Origin of the sequence: Ruminococcus gauvreauii, assembly GCF_025151995.1 — a bacterium.
GTDB lineage: Bacteria > Bacillota > Clostridia > Lachnospirales > Lachnospiraceae > Ruminococcus_G > Ruminococcus_G gauvreauii.
Genome location: NZ_CP102290.1, coordinates 740,936 through 758,913, shown reverse-complemented (window position 1 = coordinate 758,913; position 17,978 = coordinate 740,936). Strand labels below are relative to the sequence as shown.

Sequence of the window (17,978 nt, the reverse complement as noted above, 5' to 3'; positions counted from 1 at the left end):
GGCATGGAGATGTGGTTTTCGGAAATACATACGCAGAATGTGAAATTATCGATTCGAACGGAGAAGCAGCTGTTTTCCGGGGAAAGTGAGTATCAGCGCATTGATGTCTTTGAATCACCGGAATTTGGAAGATTCCTGACGCTGAACGGAGATATTCTGTTCTCCGATGCGGATGAATTTATTTATAATGAGATGGTGACGCACGTACCCATGGCGGTGCATCCAAATGCGAAAAAAGTGTTGATCATCGGCGGAGGAGACGGCGGCGTAGCGCGTGAATTCTGTCTCTATCCGGAAATTGAAGAGATTGACGTCGTGGAGCCGGATGAGATGTTTATGGAGGTTTGCCGGAAATACTTTCCCGATATGACGCGGGGCCTGGAGGACGAACGGGTGAAGATCTTTCACGAGGACGGCCTGCGGTTCCTCCGAAAGTGTACGGAGGTGTATGACATCATCATCAATGACTCCACCGACCCGTTCGGCTATACGGAAGGACTGTTTACCAAGGAATTTTACGGGGCCGGTTTTCGCGCGCTGAAGGAGGACGGTATCATGGTATACCAGCACGGCAGTCCCTTTTATGATGAGGACGAGATGGCGTGCCGAAGCATGCACCGCAAGGTTTACAGAAGCTTTCCGATCAGCAGAGTCTATCAGGCGCATATTCCGACATGCCCGTCGGGTTACTGGCTGTTCGGGTTCGCGTCGAAGAAATATCATCCAATCAAAGATTTTAACGGAAAGAAATGGCGGGAACGGAAACTGAAGACATGGTACTATACGGCGAACCTGCACATCGGAGCGTTTATGCTGCCGCGGTACGTCGAAGATTTACTGGAAGAGGAGGAACACAGAATATGAGCAGATTATTAATTATCGGGTGCGGCGGTGTGGCGCGTGTTGCCATCTGCAAATGCTGCCAGAACAGCGATGTATTTACAGACATTATGATCGCAAGCCGTACGAAGGCAAAGTGTGATGCGCTGAAAGAAGAACTTCAGCCAAAGACTGCAACAAAGATTGAAACGGCTCAGGTAGACGCCGATAACACACAGGAGGTGATCGGGCTGATCAACTCCTGGAAACCGGATGCCGTACTGAATGTGGCGCTTCCGTACCAGGATCTTGCGATCATGGATGCGTGTGTGGCGACGGGCGTGCACTATATCGATACTGCCAACTATGAGGCGGAGGATACTGAAGATCCTGCATGGAGAGCAATCTATGAGGCGCGCTGCAGGGAACTTGGCTTTACGGCTTACTTTGATTATTCCTGGCAGTGGGCATACCAGGATAAATTCAAAGAAGCAGGAATCACGGGGCTTTTAGGCAGCGGGTTTGACCCGGGTGTCACCAGCGTGTATGCGGCATATGCACGGAAGCACTATTTCGATGAGATCCATTACATCGATATCCTGGACTGCAACGGCGGCGACCACGGCTATCCGTTTGCGACGAACTTCAATCCGGAGATCAACCTGCGGGAGGTATCCGCACCGGGGTCCTACTGGGAAGATGGAAAATGGGTGGAGATTGAGCCTATGAGCATCAAACGGGAATATGATTTTCCGGAAGTGGGAGAGAAGGACATGTACCTCCTTCACCACGAGGAAATTGAATCTCTCGCGAAGAATATTCCCGGGGTAAAGAGAATCCGCTTCTTTATGACATTTGGACAGAGCTATCTGACGCATATGAAATGTCTGGAGAACGTGGGAATGCTGAGAACAGATCCGGTCTCTTTTGACGGAAGAGAAATTGTGCCGATTCAGTTCTTAAAAGCACTGCTGCCTGATCCGGCATCGCTTGGTCCGCGGACAGTCGGCAAGACGAATATCGGCTGTATCTTCACCGGAATCAAAGATGGAAAAGAGAAGACCATCTATATCTATAATGTCTGCGATCATCAGGAATGCTACCAAGAAGTGGGATCACAGGCGGTTTCTTATACGACCGGTGTCCCGGCGATGATCGGAGCCATGCTGGTGGTAAACGGCACATGGCAGAAGCCCGGCGTCTTTAACGTGGAGGAATTTGATCCGGATCCGTATATGGATGCACTGAACCGGTTCGGGCTCCCATGGGTAGTCTGCGAAGATCCGCAGACGGTTGCATGATGGAGATCCATGAGCTTCCCACCCCATGCTATGTGGTGGATGAAAAGAAACTGGAAGAAAACCTGAAAATTTTAAGGGACATAGAACAGGAAACAGGCTGTAAAATCCTGCTGGCGCAGAAAGCTTTTTCTATGTTCTATGAGTATCCGCTTATTAAATCTTATATCAGCGGGACGACGGCGAGCGGCTTGTATGAGGCAAGGCTCGGGCACGAGGAGATGGGCGGTGAGACGCACATCTTCTCTCCGGCTTATAAGGAGGCGGATTTTGAGGAGATCATAAAAATCTGCGACCATATGATCTTCAATTCGTTTGCCCAGCTGTTGAAGTATCATGACCGCTGTCCGAAGGGAAGCGTCGGTATTCGTGTGAACCCGGAATGTTCGACTCAGGAGGAACATGCGATCTATGATCCGTGCGCACCAGGGTCCAGGCTTGGTGTTACGAAAGCGAACTTCCGGGAGGATCTGCTTCCCCTCATTGACGGGATCCATTTTCATACGCTGTGTGAGCAGAATGCCGATGCACTGGCCAGAACACTTGAGGCAGTGGAAGAAAAATTCGGAGCGTATCTGCACCAGGTCAAATGGCTGAATATGGGCGGGGGCCATCACATCACTCGCCCGGATTATGACCGCGGACTGTTAAAAGAGTGTATCTGCCGCATGAGGGAGACGTATAACGTGGAGATTTATCTGGAACCGGGGGAGGCGGTCGCATTGAATGCCGGCTACCTGGTGACGGAGGTGCTGGACATCGTGGACAACGGCATTCAGACCCTGATCCTGGATGCCTCTGCTGCCTGCCACATGCCGGATGTGCTGGAGATGCCGTACCGGCCGCCACTGCGCGATGGTTATGAGGCGGGGGAACAGCCGTACACGTACCGGCTGTCTTCCAACACGTGTCTGGCAGGGGATGTCATCGGGGATTATTCTTTCAAACACCCGTTATCGGTGGGGGATAAGCTGTATTTCGAAGACATGGCGATCTACTCCATGGTGAAAAACAATACGTTCAACGGTATTCCGCTGCCGGCGATCGCGGCGATGGACCAGGAAGGCAGCTGCCGGATCGTCAGGACATTCGGGTATGAAGATTTCAAAGGAAGACTTTCATAGAAAAGGAGACAGTTTGTGGCTTTAGATAACATGAAGAATCCCCGGGCAGACGGCTTTTGGATGCCGGGTGAATTTGAGCGCCATCAGGGCTGCATGATGGTATGGCCGGTGAGACCGGGTTCCTGGCCTTATGAAGCCAGAGCCGCACAGAAGGTATTTGCCGAAGTGGCAGATATTATTTCACGCAGCGAGACCGTCTATATGCTGACGGAAAGAGCCCATATGGACCAGGCGCGCAGTATGCTGAACGGGCAGGTACAGATCATCGAGATGGAGACGGATGACGCTTGGGCCAGAGACACGGGGCCTACCTTTGTGATCAATGACGGAGGAGAATTGCGCGGTATCAACTGGAGATTCAACGCCTGGGGCGGAGAAACCGACGGACTGTACGCTCACTGGGAGAAAGATGACCGGGTGGCGGATGTCTTCTGCAGAGAATTGAATATTGACTGTTATGATGCACACCCGTTTGTACTGGAAGGAGGCTCCATTCACAGCGATGGAGAAGGGACTGTACTGGTCACGGAGGCATGTCTGCTGAGTGAAGGACGCAATCCGGATCTTTCCAGACTGGAAATCGAAGAACAGTTACGAGTATGGCTGGGGGCCGAAAAAATCATATGGCTGCCGCATGGAATCTGGCAGGATGAGACGAACGAACACGTGGACAATGTCTGTGCCTTCGTACGCCCGGCGGAGGTGGTGTTGGCGTGGACAGACGACGAGAGAGACCCGCAGTATCATTATTCTATGAGCAGTCTTGAGGTATTGGAACATGAGACGGATGCAAAAGGCCGTCCGTTTCTTGTACATCGCCTGCCTGTTCCTGAAGTTCCGGTATGTGTGACGGCTGAGGATCTGCCGGGATACATTTACGAGGACGGGGAAGAGGAACGCCGGGAGGGTGAGCGTCTGGCAGCCAGCTATGTGAATTTTTATATCGCCAATGACAGTATTGTTGTCCCGCAGTTTGGTGATGCGCATGATCAGGCGGCGGTGGAGATTCTGGAACGATTATTCCCTGAACGGAAGGTGGAGCCGGTGTATGCCAGGGATATCCTGCTGGGCGGCGGCAATATCCACTGTATCACACAGCAGATTCCGGATCCGAACCGCGGCAGATGAAAAAGAAGGGGGTAAGAAGTCTCATGACGGGAACAGTGACAGCGGCGGCGGTACAGATGCGCTGCAGCCGCGATGTTAAGGAAAATATAGAAAAGGCAGATGGGATGGTGCGTGAAGCAGCCGCACAGGGAGCGGGTATCATTTTGCTGCCAGAGCTGTTCGAACGGCAGTATTTCTGCCAGGAACGGCGGTACAGTTATTACGGGTATGCGAAACCGGTGATGGAAAATGATGCGGTAATTCATTTCCGTCAGACGGCGCGTGAGCTGGGTGTTGTGATCCCAGTCAGCTTTTATGAGAAGGAAGGCAACTGTCTGTACAATACAGTCGCGGTGATTGACGCTGACGGCAGTGTGCTGGGCGTCTACCGCAAGACTCATATTCCGGATGATCATTACTACCAGGAAAAATTCTATTTTTCACCCGGGAATACGGGATTTCAAGTGTGGAAGACCAGGTTTGGCAACATCGGTGTGGGTATCTGCTGGGATCAGTGGTTCCCGGAGACTGCCAGATGTATGGCGCTGATGGGTGCGGAGCTTTTGCTGTACCCGACGGCGATCGGCAGTGAGCCTATCCTGGAATGTGACAGTATGCCCCATTGGCGGCGGACCATGCAGGGTCATGCGGCCGCCAATATCGTGCCGGTGATCGCGGCGAACCGGATCGGACTGGAGGAAGTGACGCCCCACGAGGAAAACGGAGGGCAGAGTTCCTCTCTGCTGTTTTACGGCTCCTCCTTCATCACGGACGAAGTGGGTGAGATCACGGCGCAGGCATCCAGGGATCGGGAGGAAATCCTGGTGTCAGAGATCGATCTGAAACAGGCGGCGGACTGCCGGCTGGAATGGGGACTCTACCGGGACCGCCGGCCGCACTGTTATGATACGATCAGTCGCTGAGTGCGGCTGCCGCTTCCTCGGAGGAGGAACCTTCCACACTCACCGGCATTCCATTGACTTCCAGATAGTCATCCACAGGGATCACGAGACAGGCGCGGCCGTCAATGACGCGTGTCTCTACCAGGTCCATCCGCTCCGGATTGACCTTGATGACCACATCCGGAGTCTCAATGCTGAATTTGCGTGTCTCCGCGATATTGGATACCAGAATCGGAGTGTCCGGTTTCACCACCTCTTCGAATTCCTTCTCAAAGAACTGGATCTTCTCATCCGGAACACCGCTCTCTTCCAGAACACAGCGTACATCGCGCTTGGACAGGGTAAGGGGTTCCGGATTGTCTTTGCTGACCTCGACCATCTCATGCAGGTTTTCATGCAGATTTTTTACCACCTCATAATGGCAGTCGTCCCCCAGGGCATCCGCGATCATATTCTGAAACGTTTCTTTCTGACCAGAGGCGGAAAGAGGCGGTGTGCAGCCAAGCACATGATCGATAAAATCCTGCTGCAGCTCTTCCGGATTCTTGGAGTAATATAAAATGCTGTGGATATCGGTATTGCGGTCATTGAAGGCAGGAAAGAGGAATCCGCTGACGGGGGCTGCCACGATCCAGTCGCGGATCCGGTCTTCAATGCTGTTTTTTTCTGTATTATAGCACAGTCCTGCTTTCGAGAGATTGACCGGGCAGATGCTGCACAGCAGGTACTCATAGACACTGTCGGAGGCATCGAACATTTCCAGGTTGTCTGAGGATTTCCCGGGGATATCGTAGGCGGCGTGAATCAGGATAATGTAATAGTTCGTGCCGTATGTATAGTAATCGATGACCTTCTGATAGAATTCTTCCACCAGCATCTCATCCTCCAGGCGGCTGTTTCTGAGCTTCATGAGAAATGCCTGTGTTCCGTCCGGCATCTCCTGTTCCATGGGAAATTCCATATTCAGCAGATTTTTTCCAATGCTGCCGGATAATGTATGTTTAAAAATGTCAAAATATTTAAAAGCTTCTTCCTCCTGGATCGAACCAAAAGCTTCCTTTACTTCCAGTTTTATATTCTTCTCGCCATCTACATAGCATCCGCAGATGCGGGAGATGGTACAGTTTTCAGGTGTGAACTGTTTCCGGATTTCGAGAGTTTCTTTTTTGTTCATATCAGTAATACCTCCATGAATTGTAGTTTACGGAACTTCATTGTACTCTTATTTTGTTTTGCATGTCAAGATGTGGTACACTAGTAAAAATAAGCTGAAAGGGGAGACATTTATGATTCGGGTGATGCTGTGCGATGACGATCCGTTCATTCTGAAGCTGGCGGGACAGCAGATCGAAGAGGAAATCGCAGAGAAAAAGCTGGCTGCACGGATTGTCTGTGTGGCAGGGGAGAGCCTGGAACTTCTTCGCTATATACAGAAGAATCCGGGAGAGTATCTGGTGTTTCTGGATCTGGACTTTGGCGCAGGCAGGTTAAATGGCATGGATGTTGCACGTAAAATCCGCGAACTGAGCCAGGCATCCAAAATTGTGTTTGTCACAAATCATCAGGAGATGGCGATGCAGGTCCTGCAAAGTGGGGTGGAGCCCTTCGGATTTCTGGAAAAGACCACAGATATGAGAAATCTGAAAGAGGGGTTCGGCCGATATATCAGGATGGCATCAGCAGTCTGGGATGAGACAGGCGAAACGGAGGATAAAGATCTGCTGGACCTGACGATCGGGCTTGATGAGACGGTCACTGTCAGGAAGAGCTGCATCCTTTATGTGGAGACGGAGAAGGCCGTGTCACATGGGGTGACATATCATACGATGGATGGTTCCGCTGTGACAGTTAGAGATACCATAGAGCACGTGCTGGGAATGCTGGGAGAACATTTCCTGAAAGTCCACCGGTCTGTCATTGTGAACAGGCGGTATATGGTGGGAATGCAGCAGGGGATGGTGAAGCTGGCAAACGGGGAACTTATTCCATGTTCGGTTCGGATGCGAAGCGAGGTGAAACGATGGCTGGAGTGATGGGATGGTACTTCGCATGGCAGGTCGTTAAACTGTTTCTCGTGGACGGAATGATTCTGGCTGCCGCGCTGGTCTGGTACAGGATCTGGTCCCAAATCGACAGACCCAGACTTGAACTGGCAGCAGGATTTCTGGCATCCTGCGGGATTGTACTCTTTATCTATCCGGGATATTTTCTGAAGTCGATCAGCTGGATCAAAAGCTGGGAGGCCGTTTCATTTCTTCTCATTTTTGCGACGGTACTCTCCGTATGGGCAGTCGGCTATCTGAAGCTTTCTGTCAGTGATTACCTGCTGCTGGGCACGGTACTGTTTGTGATGCAGAAATACAGCTATCATGTGCTGTACTGCCGCAGTATGCTGCTGATCACAGGATGGATACTGCTGCTTGCGATCGTACAGCGGAGATACCGTTCTGCCAGGCAGCAGGCAATGCCATGCCTTCTCACACTGTTCTCTGCAACAATCTGTTACTGCATTTATCAGACGATATTTGAGGGAAAGGCGCTGCAGATTTATTATAACATTGCAAGAAAATACGACTTTGACAGGATACAGAAATTTTTCTGTCTGCTTTTTATCACTTTTTGCTTTTTGCTGATCTTTGCGCTGCTGATGTTTCTGCTGAAGAGAGGACTTCATTATTACTTCTCGAAGGCACAGGAAATGAGTGAAAAATACGAAGAAATCGGGGCGTATCTGCTGGCTGTTCCTGTCATGCTGTTTGTCGTACTGTTTCTGCTCGACATCGCGGGGATGTTTTATGATACCGAACTGGTGCCGTTTCGGATGGGAACCGCGGCGATTTTTATAGCTGCATTCCTGGGCATGCAGCTGTTCTACCTGAAATTGCTGCTAAAGACGGTGCAGCTGAAAGAGCATCTGGAATATCAGGAGAAAGTACAGGAACATCTGCAGCTTTATCATCGAAAAATGAACGAAAACATGCAGGAGATCAGGGCGATAAAGCACGATATGAAGAATATCTTTCTGACAATGGGGGAACTCGTGAGAAGAAACGGAGATGCTCCGCTGCAGGAATATTACTATTCACAGATTGCGCCGTTTGCGCAGGCGGAAATTCAAAAGAATGATATGTATGTTCAGCTGCAGATGCTGCAGAATGAGACGCTGGAGGCGTTTCTGCACTATAAATTGCTGCAGGGCATTTCGGCGGGAGAGGATATCCGCATTGTGACGATGCTGGATCATACGTATTTTCCGCACTGTGTCGACGTATCGGATATCGTTCGTATCACCGGGATATTTCTGGACAATGCACTGGAGGAAGTTCAGCAGATGCAGGACGGTCATGTGGAACTGGAACTGAGGGAACAGGAAGGAACCATGCAGATTTTGATAAAGAACACCGTACGCACATCGACACTTGAGAGAGGCGTCCATGCGGGAGTCACGAGTAAGGGTCTGGGGCGCGGCAACGGGCTTGTAATTGCAAAGAGGCTGATAGACAAACACAGCGATATTCTCTGGAATTCTTATTTTCAGGGGAATCTGTTTGTACAGTCCATTCAGGTGTTTCGGCCTGAACGCTGACAAAATTGCCCGAATGTGCTTCCCGAAGAATGATCTGTGCACAGTAAGAAAAAATAAAGCCATAATCGACATGGCTTTATTTTTTTGTGTTATAGTTGTTGTCAAGAGGTGATGAATCATGTTAGAAAATGTATTGACGTATCTGCTGCCGGGAATCGCGGTCTGGGCAGTATATCTTGCAGTATTTGAAGTGTATCTGAGAACGTCGCATCAGACGGTGACATTGCAGTATCGGGCAGCCACACTGTTTTTGGCAGCGGCGATGACAGCGGTCTTTTCCATGACAGTTTCTCCGGTATTTGGATTTACGCTGGGACTGGGACGGGGACAGATTAATCTGATACCGGGACAGGTACTCCGTGACATTGGAAGCAATCCACTGAACTTTTTTGGGAACATTCTGATGTTTATTCCGCTTGGGTTTCTGCTCCCGGTGTTGTCCAGGAGATTTCAAAAGGTGGGAAATGCGGTGCTGGTCTGTGCCGGTACTTCGCTGACGATTGAAATTCTGCAGCTGTTTCTGACACGGGGAACCGATATCGATGACCTGATTTTAAACACATTGGGCGGACTCATCGGATTTCTGGCTGCCATGATGCTTCTGGCCGGTGTCAGGAAACTGTACGGAGCTACAGGAATCCGGGACCGGAAGACCGGAAAGATCAGGAGCAGAGATGGAAAGCCGGTATTGATTCTTGTGATACTCATGCTGATCGGGGTTATGGGTACTGGACTGTGGCATTGCAGACAGTTTGCTGAGGGTATGCCGCAGTCACAGGAAACGAGTGACTGGTTCGGCGATATCAGCATAGAGGCAAGAAATGCATGCCTTATTGATGCCCGGAAAGGAACTATCCTGTACGGGAAAGAAGAAAATCAGCAGATTGCGCCTGCCAGTACTGCCAAAATCCTTACAGTGCTGACAGCGTCACGTTTCTGCGGTGCTGATGAGGAAGTGACGGTGGGTGAAGAGATCAACAGGATTGAAAGCGATGCCTCGCGTGCCTGGCTCGTCATTGGGCAGCGGCTGAGCGTAAAGCAGCTGATGGAAGGAATGCTGCTTCCATCTGGGAATGATGCTGCATACGTCCTGGCAGTGCATGCGGGAAGGAAGATCAAGGATCAGGAGAATCTGCCGATTGACCAGGCGCTGGACGTTTTTATGGATAAAATGAATGAGACGGCACGCCTTGCAGGCGCAAAGAATTCCAGATTCTTAAGGCCGGATGGTTACGATGCAGACGGTCAGTATACGACAGCGTATGATCTGGCATGCTGTGCACGCGTGTTTATGGACACAGAATACGGGGACGGGTATCTGTCAGATATCGTCAGGCAACCTTCGATCCGAACCTGTTTTGCAGATGGAACGGACGTGACGTGGCAGAATACAAACCAGCTTCTTAGCCCGGATAGCGCTTATTATGATAAATCAGTCGTCGGCCTTAAAACCGGGAGTTCAGATGCGGCCGGGAAATGTCTGGTTTCGGCGGCCTATCGGAATGAGCGGCTTTATATCACCGTTGTCATGGGAGATTCCGACGAGGGGCGCTATCGGGATACGCTGGACTTACTGAATCAGATCGGAGAATAAAAAATTTATTTTGATATTGTATTCTTTCTTGCAATTCAGTTCTTTATAAGATATGCTAGGACTATGTATACGCGAGAGTTGGCTGGAGGGATTACAATTGGAAGAAATCAGAAATGCAGAGGCATTTTGCCGATGGGTCTGGCACACATATTTAAGTGAATGTAATTATGGTGCGTTAAAAAACGTGATTGACAACGACATTTCTGTAATTGGGACGGGCGAACATGAAGTCAGCAGAACATGGGAAGAGTTTGCAGCGCATATGGAGAAAGAGGCACTTGAACGCAGTGAGTCCCTGATCGTGGAGGATGACTGGTATGAGACCAGGGACCTGGGGAACCGGCTTTTTCTCGCGATGGGGCAGGGCAAATGCAGGGAAGATGCAAAGGACCGTATTATCTGTGAGTTTGCATTTCGTTTTACCATGCTCGTCAGACAGGACTCCGACGGATGGAGACTGCTTCATGTGCACCAGTCAGTAGCAGACAGCTCTCAGGACAGTGATGAATTTTTTCCGCGCCGTCTGGTGGAGCAGAGCAATCAGATACTGCAGGAACGCATAGAAGAAAAGACGAACGAGCTGGAAGCAGCACACAAGCAGGCGCTTTACTACGCAAGGTTTGATCCCCTTACGAAGTTGATGAACCGCCAGTTTCTTGAGGAGAAGATTTCTTCCAGGATGATGGAACTTCCATATGGAACGATGATTATCATGGATATCGAAGCGTTCAAAGAAATCAACGGGGTTTATGGACATGCTGTGGGCGACCGCGTGCTTCAGGAGTTTTCAAAATCCCTGAGGAATGTATTCTGTAATGATCTGATGGGCAGGCTCGGGGGCAATGAATTTATTGTTTATGCAAGCTTTGGCATGGAGCACCAGGAATTGCTGGAGCAGCGCTGGCGTCAGCTGAAGGAAGAATGGGAAGAAAATCAGAAGAATATCCGGATTGACTTTCCTGTCCCGCTGTCGGCAGGTGCATCTTTTTATCCGCGATTTGGTGATGACTTTGGCAGCATTTTGAATCAGGCGCATAAAGCACACTATTATTTGAAAAAGTATGAGAAAGAAGGAATCTGTTACTATGGACAGGATGGATTTGTAAAAATCCTCTGACAGTGGCTGCCTTTTTCCTACGAACAGCCGGAATCTCTCTGTGGCAGCAGAGAGGTTCTTTTTTTTCTGCAGAAGGAAAACGGCAAAAGGCTTTCCGTGAGTAAAAGATTTTGCTATAATAGATATAAAAACAAAGGATGGTAAAGTATTATGATACAGGATATCGAACCGCATCAGTTTAGAAATGAATATCGCCCCAAACCTCCGGAAAGGGGCAGTTATATTTTATATTATCGAAAAAAGCAGGTGCTGATCAAATGGGAGGAAGGTAAGATTGCATTTCCGAAGTTTTCGGATCTGGAAGCAGATAATGATCATCTCTACGAAAATTATACGTATCTGTTTTCCGTGGATGGAGACAGCTACTATCTGCTGCACAATATCGTGTTTCCGTCGAAAGAGAATTACTCCCTGGAAAACACGGAGATCTTCAGGACCGGGGAGCCGAGGCATCTCGCTTTTGCCGGAATCACAGGATACCAGTTGTATAACTGGTACGGTATTCGAAAATACTGCGGACGCTGCGGGACTCTGATGCAGCACAGTGACAAAGAACGGATGGTCTTTTGCCCGGAATGCAACAACATGGAATATCCAAAGATCTGCCCGGCTGTCATTGTCGGTGTGACGCACGGCAACAGACTGCTGATGTCTAAATACGCGAACCGCGATTTTGCAAAATACGCGCTGATTGCCGGGTTTACAGAGATTGGAGAGACGGTAGAGGATACTGTGCGCAGGGAGGTCATGGAAGAAGTCGGACTGAGAGTGGGTAATGTGAAGTATTATAAGAGTCAGCCGTGGGCTTTTACGGATACGATTCTGATGGGATTTTTTGCCGAGCTGGAGGGAGAAGAGACCATTACACTTGACCGCGAAGAACTTGCGATGGCGGAATGGTTTGAACGGGAGGATATTCCGGTGAAAGAGACCAATCTGAGCCTGACGAATGAGATGATTATTCATTTTAAAAGGAATGGTAATTCCTGAATCAAGTTCCCGTAATTGACATGGCAGTCTGATGTTTAGTATAATGAAAAATAACATTACAGCGAAAAACATGAGACTGGGAGTGACGGAAAAAAGGCTGCTTTTTGCAGCTTTTTTCCGTCTTATCCGTCAGATATGGAGAGATTAAGATGGGCGTAGCAAAAGATTCCAAAGAGGAGATGCAGATATTTGCTTATCATCAGATTTTGGATAAGCTGGATGCTTTGATTTATATTACAGATATTGAAACAGATGAAATTTTGTATATGAGTCCCGGAATGAAGGCTGAATTCTGTGTGAAGCATCCGGAGGGGCAGATATGCTGGAAAATATTCCAAAAAGAGATGTACGGACGTTGTCCATTTTGTCCCATTCCCGAGTTGAAAAAGCGCGAGGGAAGCAATGAAGTGATTTCCTGGGAAGAGTGTAATGAAAAGACCGGCCAGATATATGAGAATTATGACTGTTTTCTGGAATGGCCGGATGGCAGAACGGTGCATATGCAGCAGTCCGTCAACATCACAGAGCGAAAGGAACTGTCGCATACTGCCAATATGGATGAGCTGACGGGACTGCTGAACAGACGCGCCGGCAAAGCGGATCTGGAAGAAAAGCTCCGCAGTGCCTCAAGGGAGAGAGTCCCTGTCACTGTCTGCCTTTCAGATCTGAATAATCTGAAGGTGATCAATGACACCTATGGGCATAGAGAAGGGGACTATGCTCTGGTCAGCGTGGCACACATTGTGAAAGAGTATTTGTATCCGGAAGATACCGTATTTCGTCTCAGCGGCGACGAATTCATTATCGCCTTTTACGGATGCAGTCTGGAAAACGCTACCAGAAAAATACAGATCATACAGAATGCGATGGAGCGAAAGGCGGCGGAAGAAAGACTGACTTATCAGCTTTCGTTCAGCTATGGGCTTGTAGAGGCACAGTCGTGCGATGAATGTTCCGTGATGGAACTGATCTCCCAGGCAGACGAAATTATGTATGAGCAGAAGCAGCAGTATCATATTGAGCAGGCGCGCAGGCGCCTGGCATGTTCACCGGAGGAAGAAAGACAGAGGATTCGTGATTTTGATTATGATAAAGAACATCTGTGCGATGCATTAATGGAAAGTACGGACGATTACATATTTGTCGGCAACATGAAGACGGGCACCTTTCGTTATTCTCCGCGCATGGTGGAAGAATTCGGTCTCCCCGGGACTGTCATCCCAAATGCCGCGGCAGTGTGGGGAGAAAGAATCCATCCCGGAGATCAGAAAGAGTTTCTGGCATCCAACCAGGAGATCGCGGACGGACGTGCAGAGTCACACTGTATACAGTACCGTGCACGAAATCGCAATGACGAGTGGATCTGGCTGCAGTGCCGCGGCTATATGATTCGTGATAATCTGGGGGAACCGAATTTATTCGCAGGCATGATTACGAATATCAGGGAGAAAAACTGGAAAAAAGAACGGGCAATGGAAGAACTGGAAAAACAGGTCTATCTTTACCGCGCCGCAGAGCGGGGAGGCGTCTTTACCGTTCGCGTGGATACCGGTTTTACACTCGTCTATGGGAACGATATTTTTTACCAGATCTTAGAAGAGACTAAAGAAAATGTAACCCGTATCGCACATAATAAAATGTCATTCTACGTACATCCGGAAGACTTCAGCGTACCGGAAAATGCGGTCAGCGCAAGTTTGAAGGCCAAAGACATGCGGACAGAATGGCAGATGAGGATTGTGACAGGCAAACGGAGTGTGAGATACGTTCTCATCACGGGGATCTTTGCGGAGCGGGACGGACAGTTACAGCTGGATGGATTCGTTCTTGATATTACCAGGAACAGGGCAAGAGAGAAACAGATTGAGGAGGTAAACCGAAAACTAAAATATTCCCTGCACCATGATCCGCTCACCGCGATTTATAATCAGGAAGGTTTTTACCAGAATGTCAGGCAGAGGTTATCGGAATCACCGGACAGAAGGTATATGATCGCAAGATGGAACGTGGAAAAATTCAAAGCGATCAATGAACTTCTGGGGAGAGAAGAAGGGGATCACATTCTGAAATTTATTGCGGAATACCTGGAAGTCCATATGGGAGCTGAGGGAATCTGTGCCAGAATGTCCGGCGACAACTTTGCCGTATTCTATGAGGAAAATACATGGGATATAGATCAGGGATTGCTGGATATCCAAAAGCTGATTGCGAGGAAACATCCTCAGTATAAATTTGCAATTTACGCGGGAGTCTACAGGATCACAGATTCATCGGTGCCAATTGATCAAATGTGTGACCGTGCCTTTCTTGCACTTCAGACGGTCAAAGGTAATTATCTGCAGCATGTCGCATATTATGATGAACTTCTGCGGGTACGGATGCTTGGGGAACAGCAGCTTCTGAATGGCATGGACAGGGCGCTTGCCGCAGGAGAGTTTGAAATATATATTCAGCCTGTGATCGAGACATGCACCGGGAAATGTGTTGGCGGTGAGGTGTTGGTGCGGTGGAATCATCCGGCTTTAGGTCTGTTATCACCGGACCGGTTTATTTCCCTGTTTGAGAAGAATGGATTTATTGTCAGAATGGATGCGTATATCTGGGACAGAGCCTGCCGCTGTTTAAAAGAATGGAGAGAGGAAGGCTGGAACATCGTACCCCTGAGTGTTAACATGTCGCGCCTAAATTTTTATCAGCCCGATATTGCATCTGTGGTTATGGAGATAGTCGACAGATATGAACTGGATCCCGAGATGCTGAAGCTTGAAATCACTGAAAGCGCCTACACTGAAAATCCAAGAGAACTGATCCAGAGCGTGGAAAGATTTAAAGCATACGGTTTTGAGATCATGATGGATGATTTTGGAAGCGGCTATTCATCCCTGAATTTTCTTCAGGAAGTACCGATTGATATCCTGAAGGTAGATAAAAGCTTTGTCCATCACTCTATGGATTCGGCGATGGCACGGCATGTATTGATCAGTGTCGTTAGCATGGTCAGAGATATGGATATGCAGGTAGTCGCAGAGGGCGTTGAGACAGAGGAGCAGTTCACCTGTTTAAAGGATATGCAGTGTGATTACATGCAGGGGTATTATTTCTCCAGGCCGATACCGGCTGATTCGTTTAAACAGAGATATCTGATAAAGGAGAACTAAAGGATCGAATGTTATTGAAAGTTACGAGGCAGTCGGCATGCAGCTGACTGTCTCGTAATTGCTTTAGCAGACTGTCCGAAAAACTAATAAATTAATACCTGACCTTTACCCTGAGGGTCACAGATAGACGTTGATTTCAAAACAGGTAATTTTTTACAATATAATCACTGGGAGACATATTATCAAAAATGTCGGTAAAGATAGTATGTATCGATATATTCTGGAGGAATTTATATGCAGCAAATAACAAATCACGAATTATCTGTGTTTGAAAAATGGCTAAAACAAGAGGAAAAAAGTCAGGCTACTCTTGAAAAGTATATGCGTGATATCCGGCATTTTCTCGCATTTTTAGGAGATCGGAAGATAAGTAAAGAAGTAACGATTGCATACAAAGAATATCTGGCCAAAGAGTATGCTCCTGCCAGCGTGAATTCCATGCTGGTGGCGCTGAATGGCTTTCTTCGGTACTTCTGTCTGCAGAAATGCTGTGTCAGACTCATGAAAATCCAGCGGCAGATCTTTTGCCGGGAAGAAAAGGAACTGACCCGGCAGGAATATACGCAACTGGTACAGGCATCCGCTGGAACGCAGATATCTTATGTGCTCCAGACCATCTGTGGGACGGGAATACGTGTCTCAGAGCTGCAATACATCACGGTTGAAGCTGTTTACAATGGAAAAGCAGTGGTAAACTGCAAAAATAAGACGCGGATAATTTTTATTCCGCTGCCGCTGCAGAGACTGCTGAAAGAATATATAAAAAAATCCGGTATCCAATGCGGACCGGTATTTCTGGGGAAAAATAAAAAGCCCCTGGACAGGAGCTGTATATGGAGAAAGATGAAAGAGTTATGCAGAGCTGCGGATGTGGCACCCGGAAAAGTATTCCCGCATAACCTGAGACATCTTTTTGCGCGAACTTTCTATAAGATTGAAAAAGATATCGTTCGGCTGGCCGATCTGCTTGGGCACAGCAGCATTAATACGACGAGAATCTATACCATGGAAACAGGTGACCAGCATATCAGCCGTATGGAACGGATACAGAAAATGCTGATCGTCACATAATATTTATTATGTGACTTCCAAAAGTGCACACCAATCCGGAAAACATCCGGATGCTTCAGATAATGAACATAAAAACAATTAAAAAGGACACAAAAACAAAGCCGGGTGAGACAATTTTCACTGACGGCTTAGTTTTCATGCCTTTCATAAAAAATCTTCTGAATCGCTTCTTTTTTCTTGAGAAAAAAGACGATCAGTGCTATGATATATTATGTATATTTAATAAATGTAATGATTTTAATGTACATTTTGGAAGAAATATCACATAATAAATATTATGTGGTGACTGTTAGTGAAACGACGGTATAAAACATGGGAAACAGGACATATCGGGCACAGACCTGGGAAGATTGGTATCAGGATGCCAGAGGTTATTCAAAAACCTTTGGAAATTTGCTGGTTCCGCATAATTATGTGACTGCAGAGGGCTATCGTCTGGGGAGGTGGATTGAGCGGCAGAGAGCAATGTATAATGGGGTGCTGCCATCTTCTCTGAATCCGGTACGCTGTCATCAATTAGAAAATATAGGTATGATTTGGAAACTGGAAAACCGTTATGCATGGGAGGAGTGGATCTCTGAGGCGAAAGAATATCATCAGGAACATCAGGATCTGAATGTGCCTGCGGATTATATCACAAAAGGAGGATGCCGGCTGGGATTCTGGATAAAGGAACAGCGCAAAAAGTATAAGGCATGTCAATTGACAAAGAAACAGATCCAGGAGTTAGAACAATACAAAATGGTATGGAGTTTCTATGAAAGAAAAGACTGGACTTATTGGTTCCGGCTTGCAGAGGGGTATTATCAGAAACACGGTGACTTGTTGGTTCCCGCCGGCTATACCACATCAGGCGGGGAGAAACTGGGCAGCTGGATTGCGGTTCAGCGCGAGCGGTACTGCGGTAAAAACGGCAGAAAGTGTCTGACTCAGGAGCAAACGGAAGCGCTGGATGGAATTTCCATGGTATGGATGCCTGAGGTCGTGCGGGAAGAAAGGTGGAATACAATGATCCGGTGGATAGAAGATTACAAAAACCAGCATGACTGTCTGCCGCTGAAACCAACACTCAAGGCTCCGGACGGACGCAGCATGGGAAATTGGATTTGTACTCAGAGAATGGCGCTCAGGAAAGGTAAGGTATCAAACGACAGAAGAAAACGTCTGAAGAACCTCGGCATTCTTCCGTTTGGAGGTACCGAACAGGAATGA

The 17,978-nt window shown here is 48.2% G+C and carries 14 protein-coding genes; 13 read left to right on the top strand and 1 reads right to left on the bottom strand.

Annotated features, from left to right (window positions below; genetic code table 11):
* The first annotated feature begins 3 nt into the window (after window positions 1–3).
* From speE to aguB, 5 genes are read left to right on the top strand one after another with little or no spacing between them, the layout of a single operon-like run.
* A complete protein-coding gene (gene speE, locus NQ502_RS03660; RefSeq protein WP_028529470.1) occupies window positions 4–864 on the top strand; it encodes a polyamine aminopropyltransferase in 861 nt (286 codons plus the stop codon).
* The gene (locus NQ502_RS03655; protein ID WP_028529471.1) at window positions 861–2,120 is read left to right on the top strand and encodes a saccharopine dehydrogenase family protein; all 1,260 of its coding nucleotides are present in this window, start codon (window positions 861–863) and stop codon (window positions 2,118–2,120) included. Before speE ends, NQ502_RS03655 begins: the two co-directional genes overlap by 4 nt.
* Entirely contained in the window at window positions 2,120–3,241 is a 1,122-nt protein-coding gene (gene nspC / locus NQ502_RS03650; protein WP_028529472.1) for a carboxynorspermidine decarboxylase, read from the top strand. The genes NQ502_RS03655 and nspC overlap by 1 nt, the downstream gene beginning before the upstream one ends.
* 15 nt (window positions 3,242–3,256) lie before the next feature.
* A complete protein-coding gene (gene aguA, locus NQ502_RS03645) occupies window positions 3,257–4,369 on the top strand; it encodes an agmatine deiminase (protein WP_341349427.1) in 1,113 nt (370 codons plus the stop codon).
* Between the two features lie 23 nt (window positions 4,370–4,392).
* Window positions 4,393–5,271 (top strand): N-carbamoylputrescine amidase, encoded by an 879-nt coding sequence (aguB, locus tag NQ502_RS03640; RefSeq protein ID WP_028529474.1) that lies wholly within the window; start codon window positions 4,393–4,395, stop codon window positions 5,269–5,271.
* Here aguB and NQ502_RS03635 read toward each other — a convergent pair.
* Window positions 5,261–6,424 (bottom strand): DUF4317 domain-containing protein, encoded by a 1,164-nt coding sequence (locus tag NQ502_RS03635; RefSeq protein WP_028529475.1) that lies wholly within the window; start codon window positions 6,422–6,424, stop codon window positions 5,261–5,263. The two genes, aguB and NQ502_RS03635, sit on opposite strands and share 11 nt — an antisense overlap.
* A gap of 112 nt (window positions 6,425–6,536) precedes the next feature.
* On the opposite strand from NQ502_RS03635, the gene NQ502_RS03630 reads away from it, so the two are divergent.
* The 8 genes from NQ502_RS03630 to NQ502_RS03595 all read left to right on the top strand — a co-directional run bounded on the left by NQ502_RS03630 (window position 6,537) and on the right by NQ502_RS03595 (window position 17,978).
* A complete protein-coding gene (locus tag NQ502_RS03630; protein ID WP_028529476.1) occupies window positions 6,537–7,283 on the top strand; it encodes a LytR/AlgR family response regulator transcription factor in 747 nt (248 codons plus the stop codon).
* Entirely contained in the window at window positions 7,271–8,836 is a 1,566-nt protein-coding gene (locus tag NQ502_RS03625) for a GHKL domain-containing protein (protein WP_028529477.1), read from the top strand. The genes NQ502_RS03630 and NQ502_RS03625 overlap by 13 nt, the downstream gene beginning before the upstream one ends.
* 118 nt (window positions 8,837–8,954) lie before the next feature.
* Entirely contained in the window at window positions 8,955–10,430 is a 1,476-nt protein-coding gene (locus NQ502_RS03620) for a VanZ family protein (protein WP_049898308.1), read from the top strand.
* A gap of 97 nt (window positions 10,431–10,527) precedes the next feature.
* The gene (locus NQ502_RS03615) at window positions 10,528–11,547 is read left to right on the top strand and encodes a GGDEF domain-containing protein (RefSeq protein WP_049898310.1); all 1,020 of its coding nucleotides are present in this window, start codon (window positions 10,528–10,530) and stop codon (window positions 11,545–11,547) included.
* A gap of 150 nt (window positions 11,548–11,697) precedes the next feature.
* On the top strand, window positions 11,698–12,537 hold the full coding sequence (nudC, locus tag NQ502_RS03610; RefSeq protein ID WP_028529478.1) for an NAD(+) diphosphatase: 840 nt from the start codon (window positions 11,698–11,700) through the stop codon (window positions 12,535–12,537).
* Window positions 12,538–12,686: 149 nt separating this feature from the next.
* A complete protein-coding gene (locus NQ502_RS03605; RefSeq protein ID WP_049898312.1) occupies window positions 12,687–15,695 on the top strand; it encodes a bifunctional diguanylate cyclase/phosphodiesterase in 3,009 nt (1,002 codons plus the stop codon).
* Window positions 15,696–15,929: 234 nt separating this feature from the next.
* Window positions 15,930–16,766: a tyrosine-type recombinase/integrase gene (locus NQ502_RS03600; protein ID WP_028529479.1), complete on the top strand. Its 837-nt coding sequence runs from the start codon at window positions 15,930–15,932 to the stop codon at window positions 16,764–16,766.
* 312 nt (window positions 16,767–17,078) lie between these two features.
* On the top strand, window positions 17,079–17,978 hold the full coding sequence (locus tag NQ502_RS03595; protein WP_028529986.1) for a helicase associated domain-containing protein: 900 nt from the start codon (window positions 17,079–17,081) through the stop codon (window positions 17,976–17,978).

What these genes read in the sequence shown, in the direction of transcription:
- speE (WP_028529470.1), top strand. Translation starts at nt 4, where the DNA reads ATGGAGATGTGGTTTTCGGAAATACATACGCAGAATGTGAAATTATCG.
- NQ502_RS03655 (WP_028529471.1), top strand. Translation starts at nt 861, where the DNA reads ATGAGCAGATTATTAATTATCGGGTGCGGCGGTGTGGCGCGTGTTGCC.
- nspC (WP_028529472.1), top strand. Translation starts at nt 2,120, where the DNA reads ATGGAGATCCATGAGCTTCCCACCCCATGCTATGTGGTGGATGAAAAG.
- aguB (WP_028529474.1), top strand. Translation starts at nt 4,393, where the DNA reads ATGACGGGAACAGTGACAGCGGCGGCGGTACAGATGCGCTGCAGCCGC.
- NQ502_RS03635 (WP_028529475.1), bottom strand. Translation starts at nt 6,424, where the DNA reads ATGAACAAAAAAGAAACTCTCGAAATCCGGAAACAGTTCACACCTGAA.
- NQ502_RS03630 (WP_028529476.1), top strand. Translation starts at nt 6,537, where the DNA reads ATGATTCGGGTGATGCTGTGCGATGACGATCCGTTCATTCTGAAGCTG.
- NQ502_RS03625 (WP_028529477.1), top strand. Translation starts at nt 7,271, where the DNA reads ATGGCTGGAGTGATGGGATGGTACTTCGCATGGCAGGTCGTTAAACTG.
- NQ502_RS03620 (WP_049898308.1), top strand. Translation starts at nt 8,955, where the DNA reads ATGTTAGAAAATGTATTGACGTATCTGCTGCCGGGAATCGCGGTCTGG.
- nudC (WP_028529478.1), top strand. Translation starts at nt 11,698, where the DNA reads ATGATACAGGATATCGAACCGCATCAGTTTAGAAATGAATATCGCCCC.
- NQ502_RS03605 (WP_049898312.1), top strand. Translation starts at nt 12,687, where the DNA reads ATGGGCGTAGCAAAAGATTCCAAAGAGGAGATGCAGATATTTGCTTAT.
- NQ502_RS03600 (WP_028529479.1), top strand. Translation starts at nt 15,930, where the DNA reads ATGCAGCAAATAACAAATCACGAATTATCTGTGTTTGAAAAATGGCTA.
- NQ502_RS03595 (WP_028529986.1), top strand. Translation starts at nt 17,079, where the DNA reads ATGGGAAACAGGACATATCGGGCACAGACCTGGGAAGATTGGTATCAG.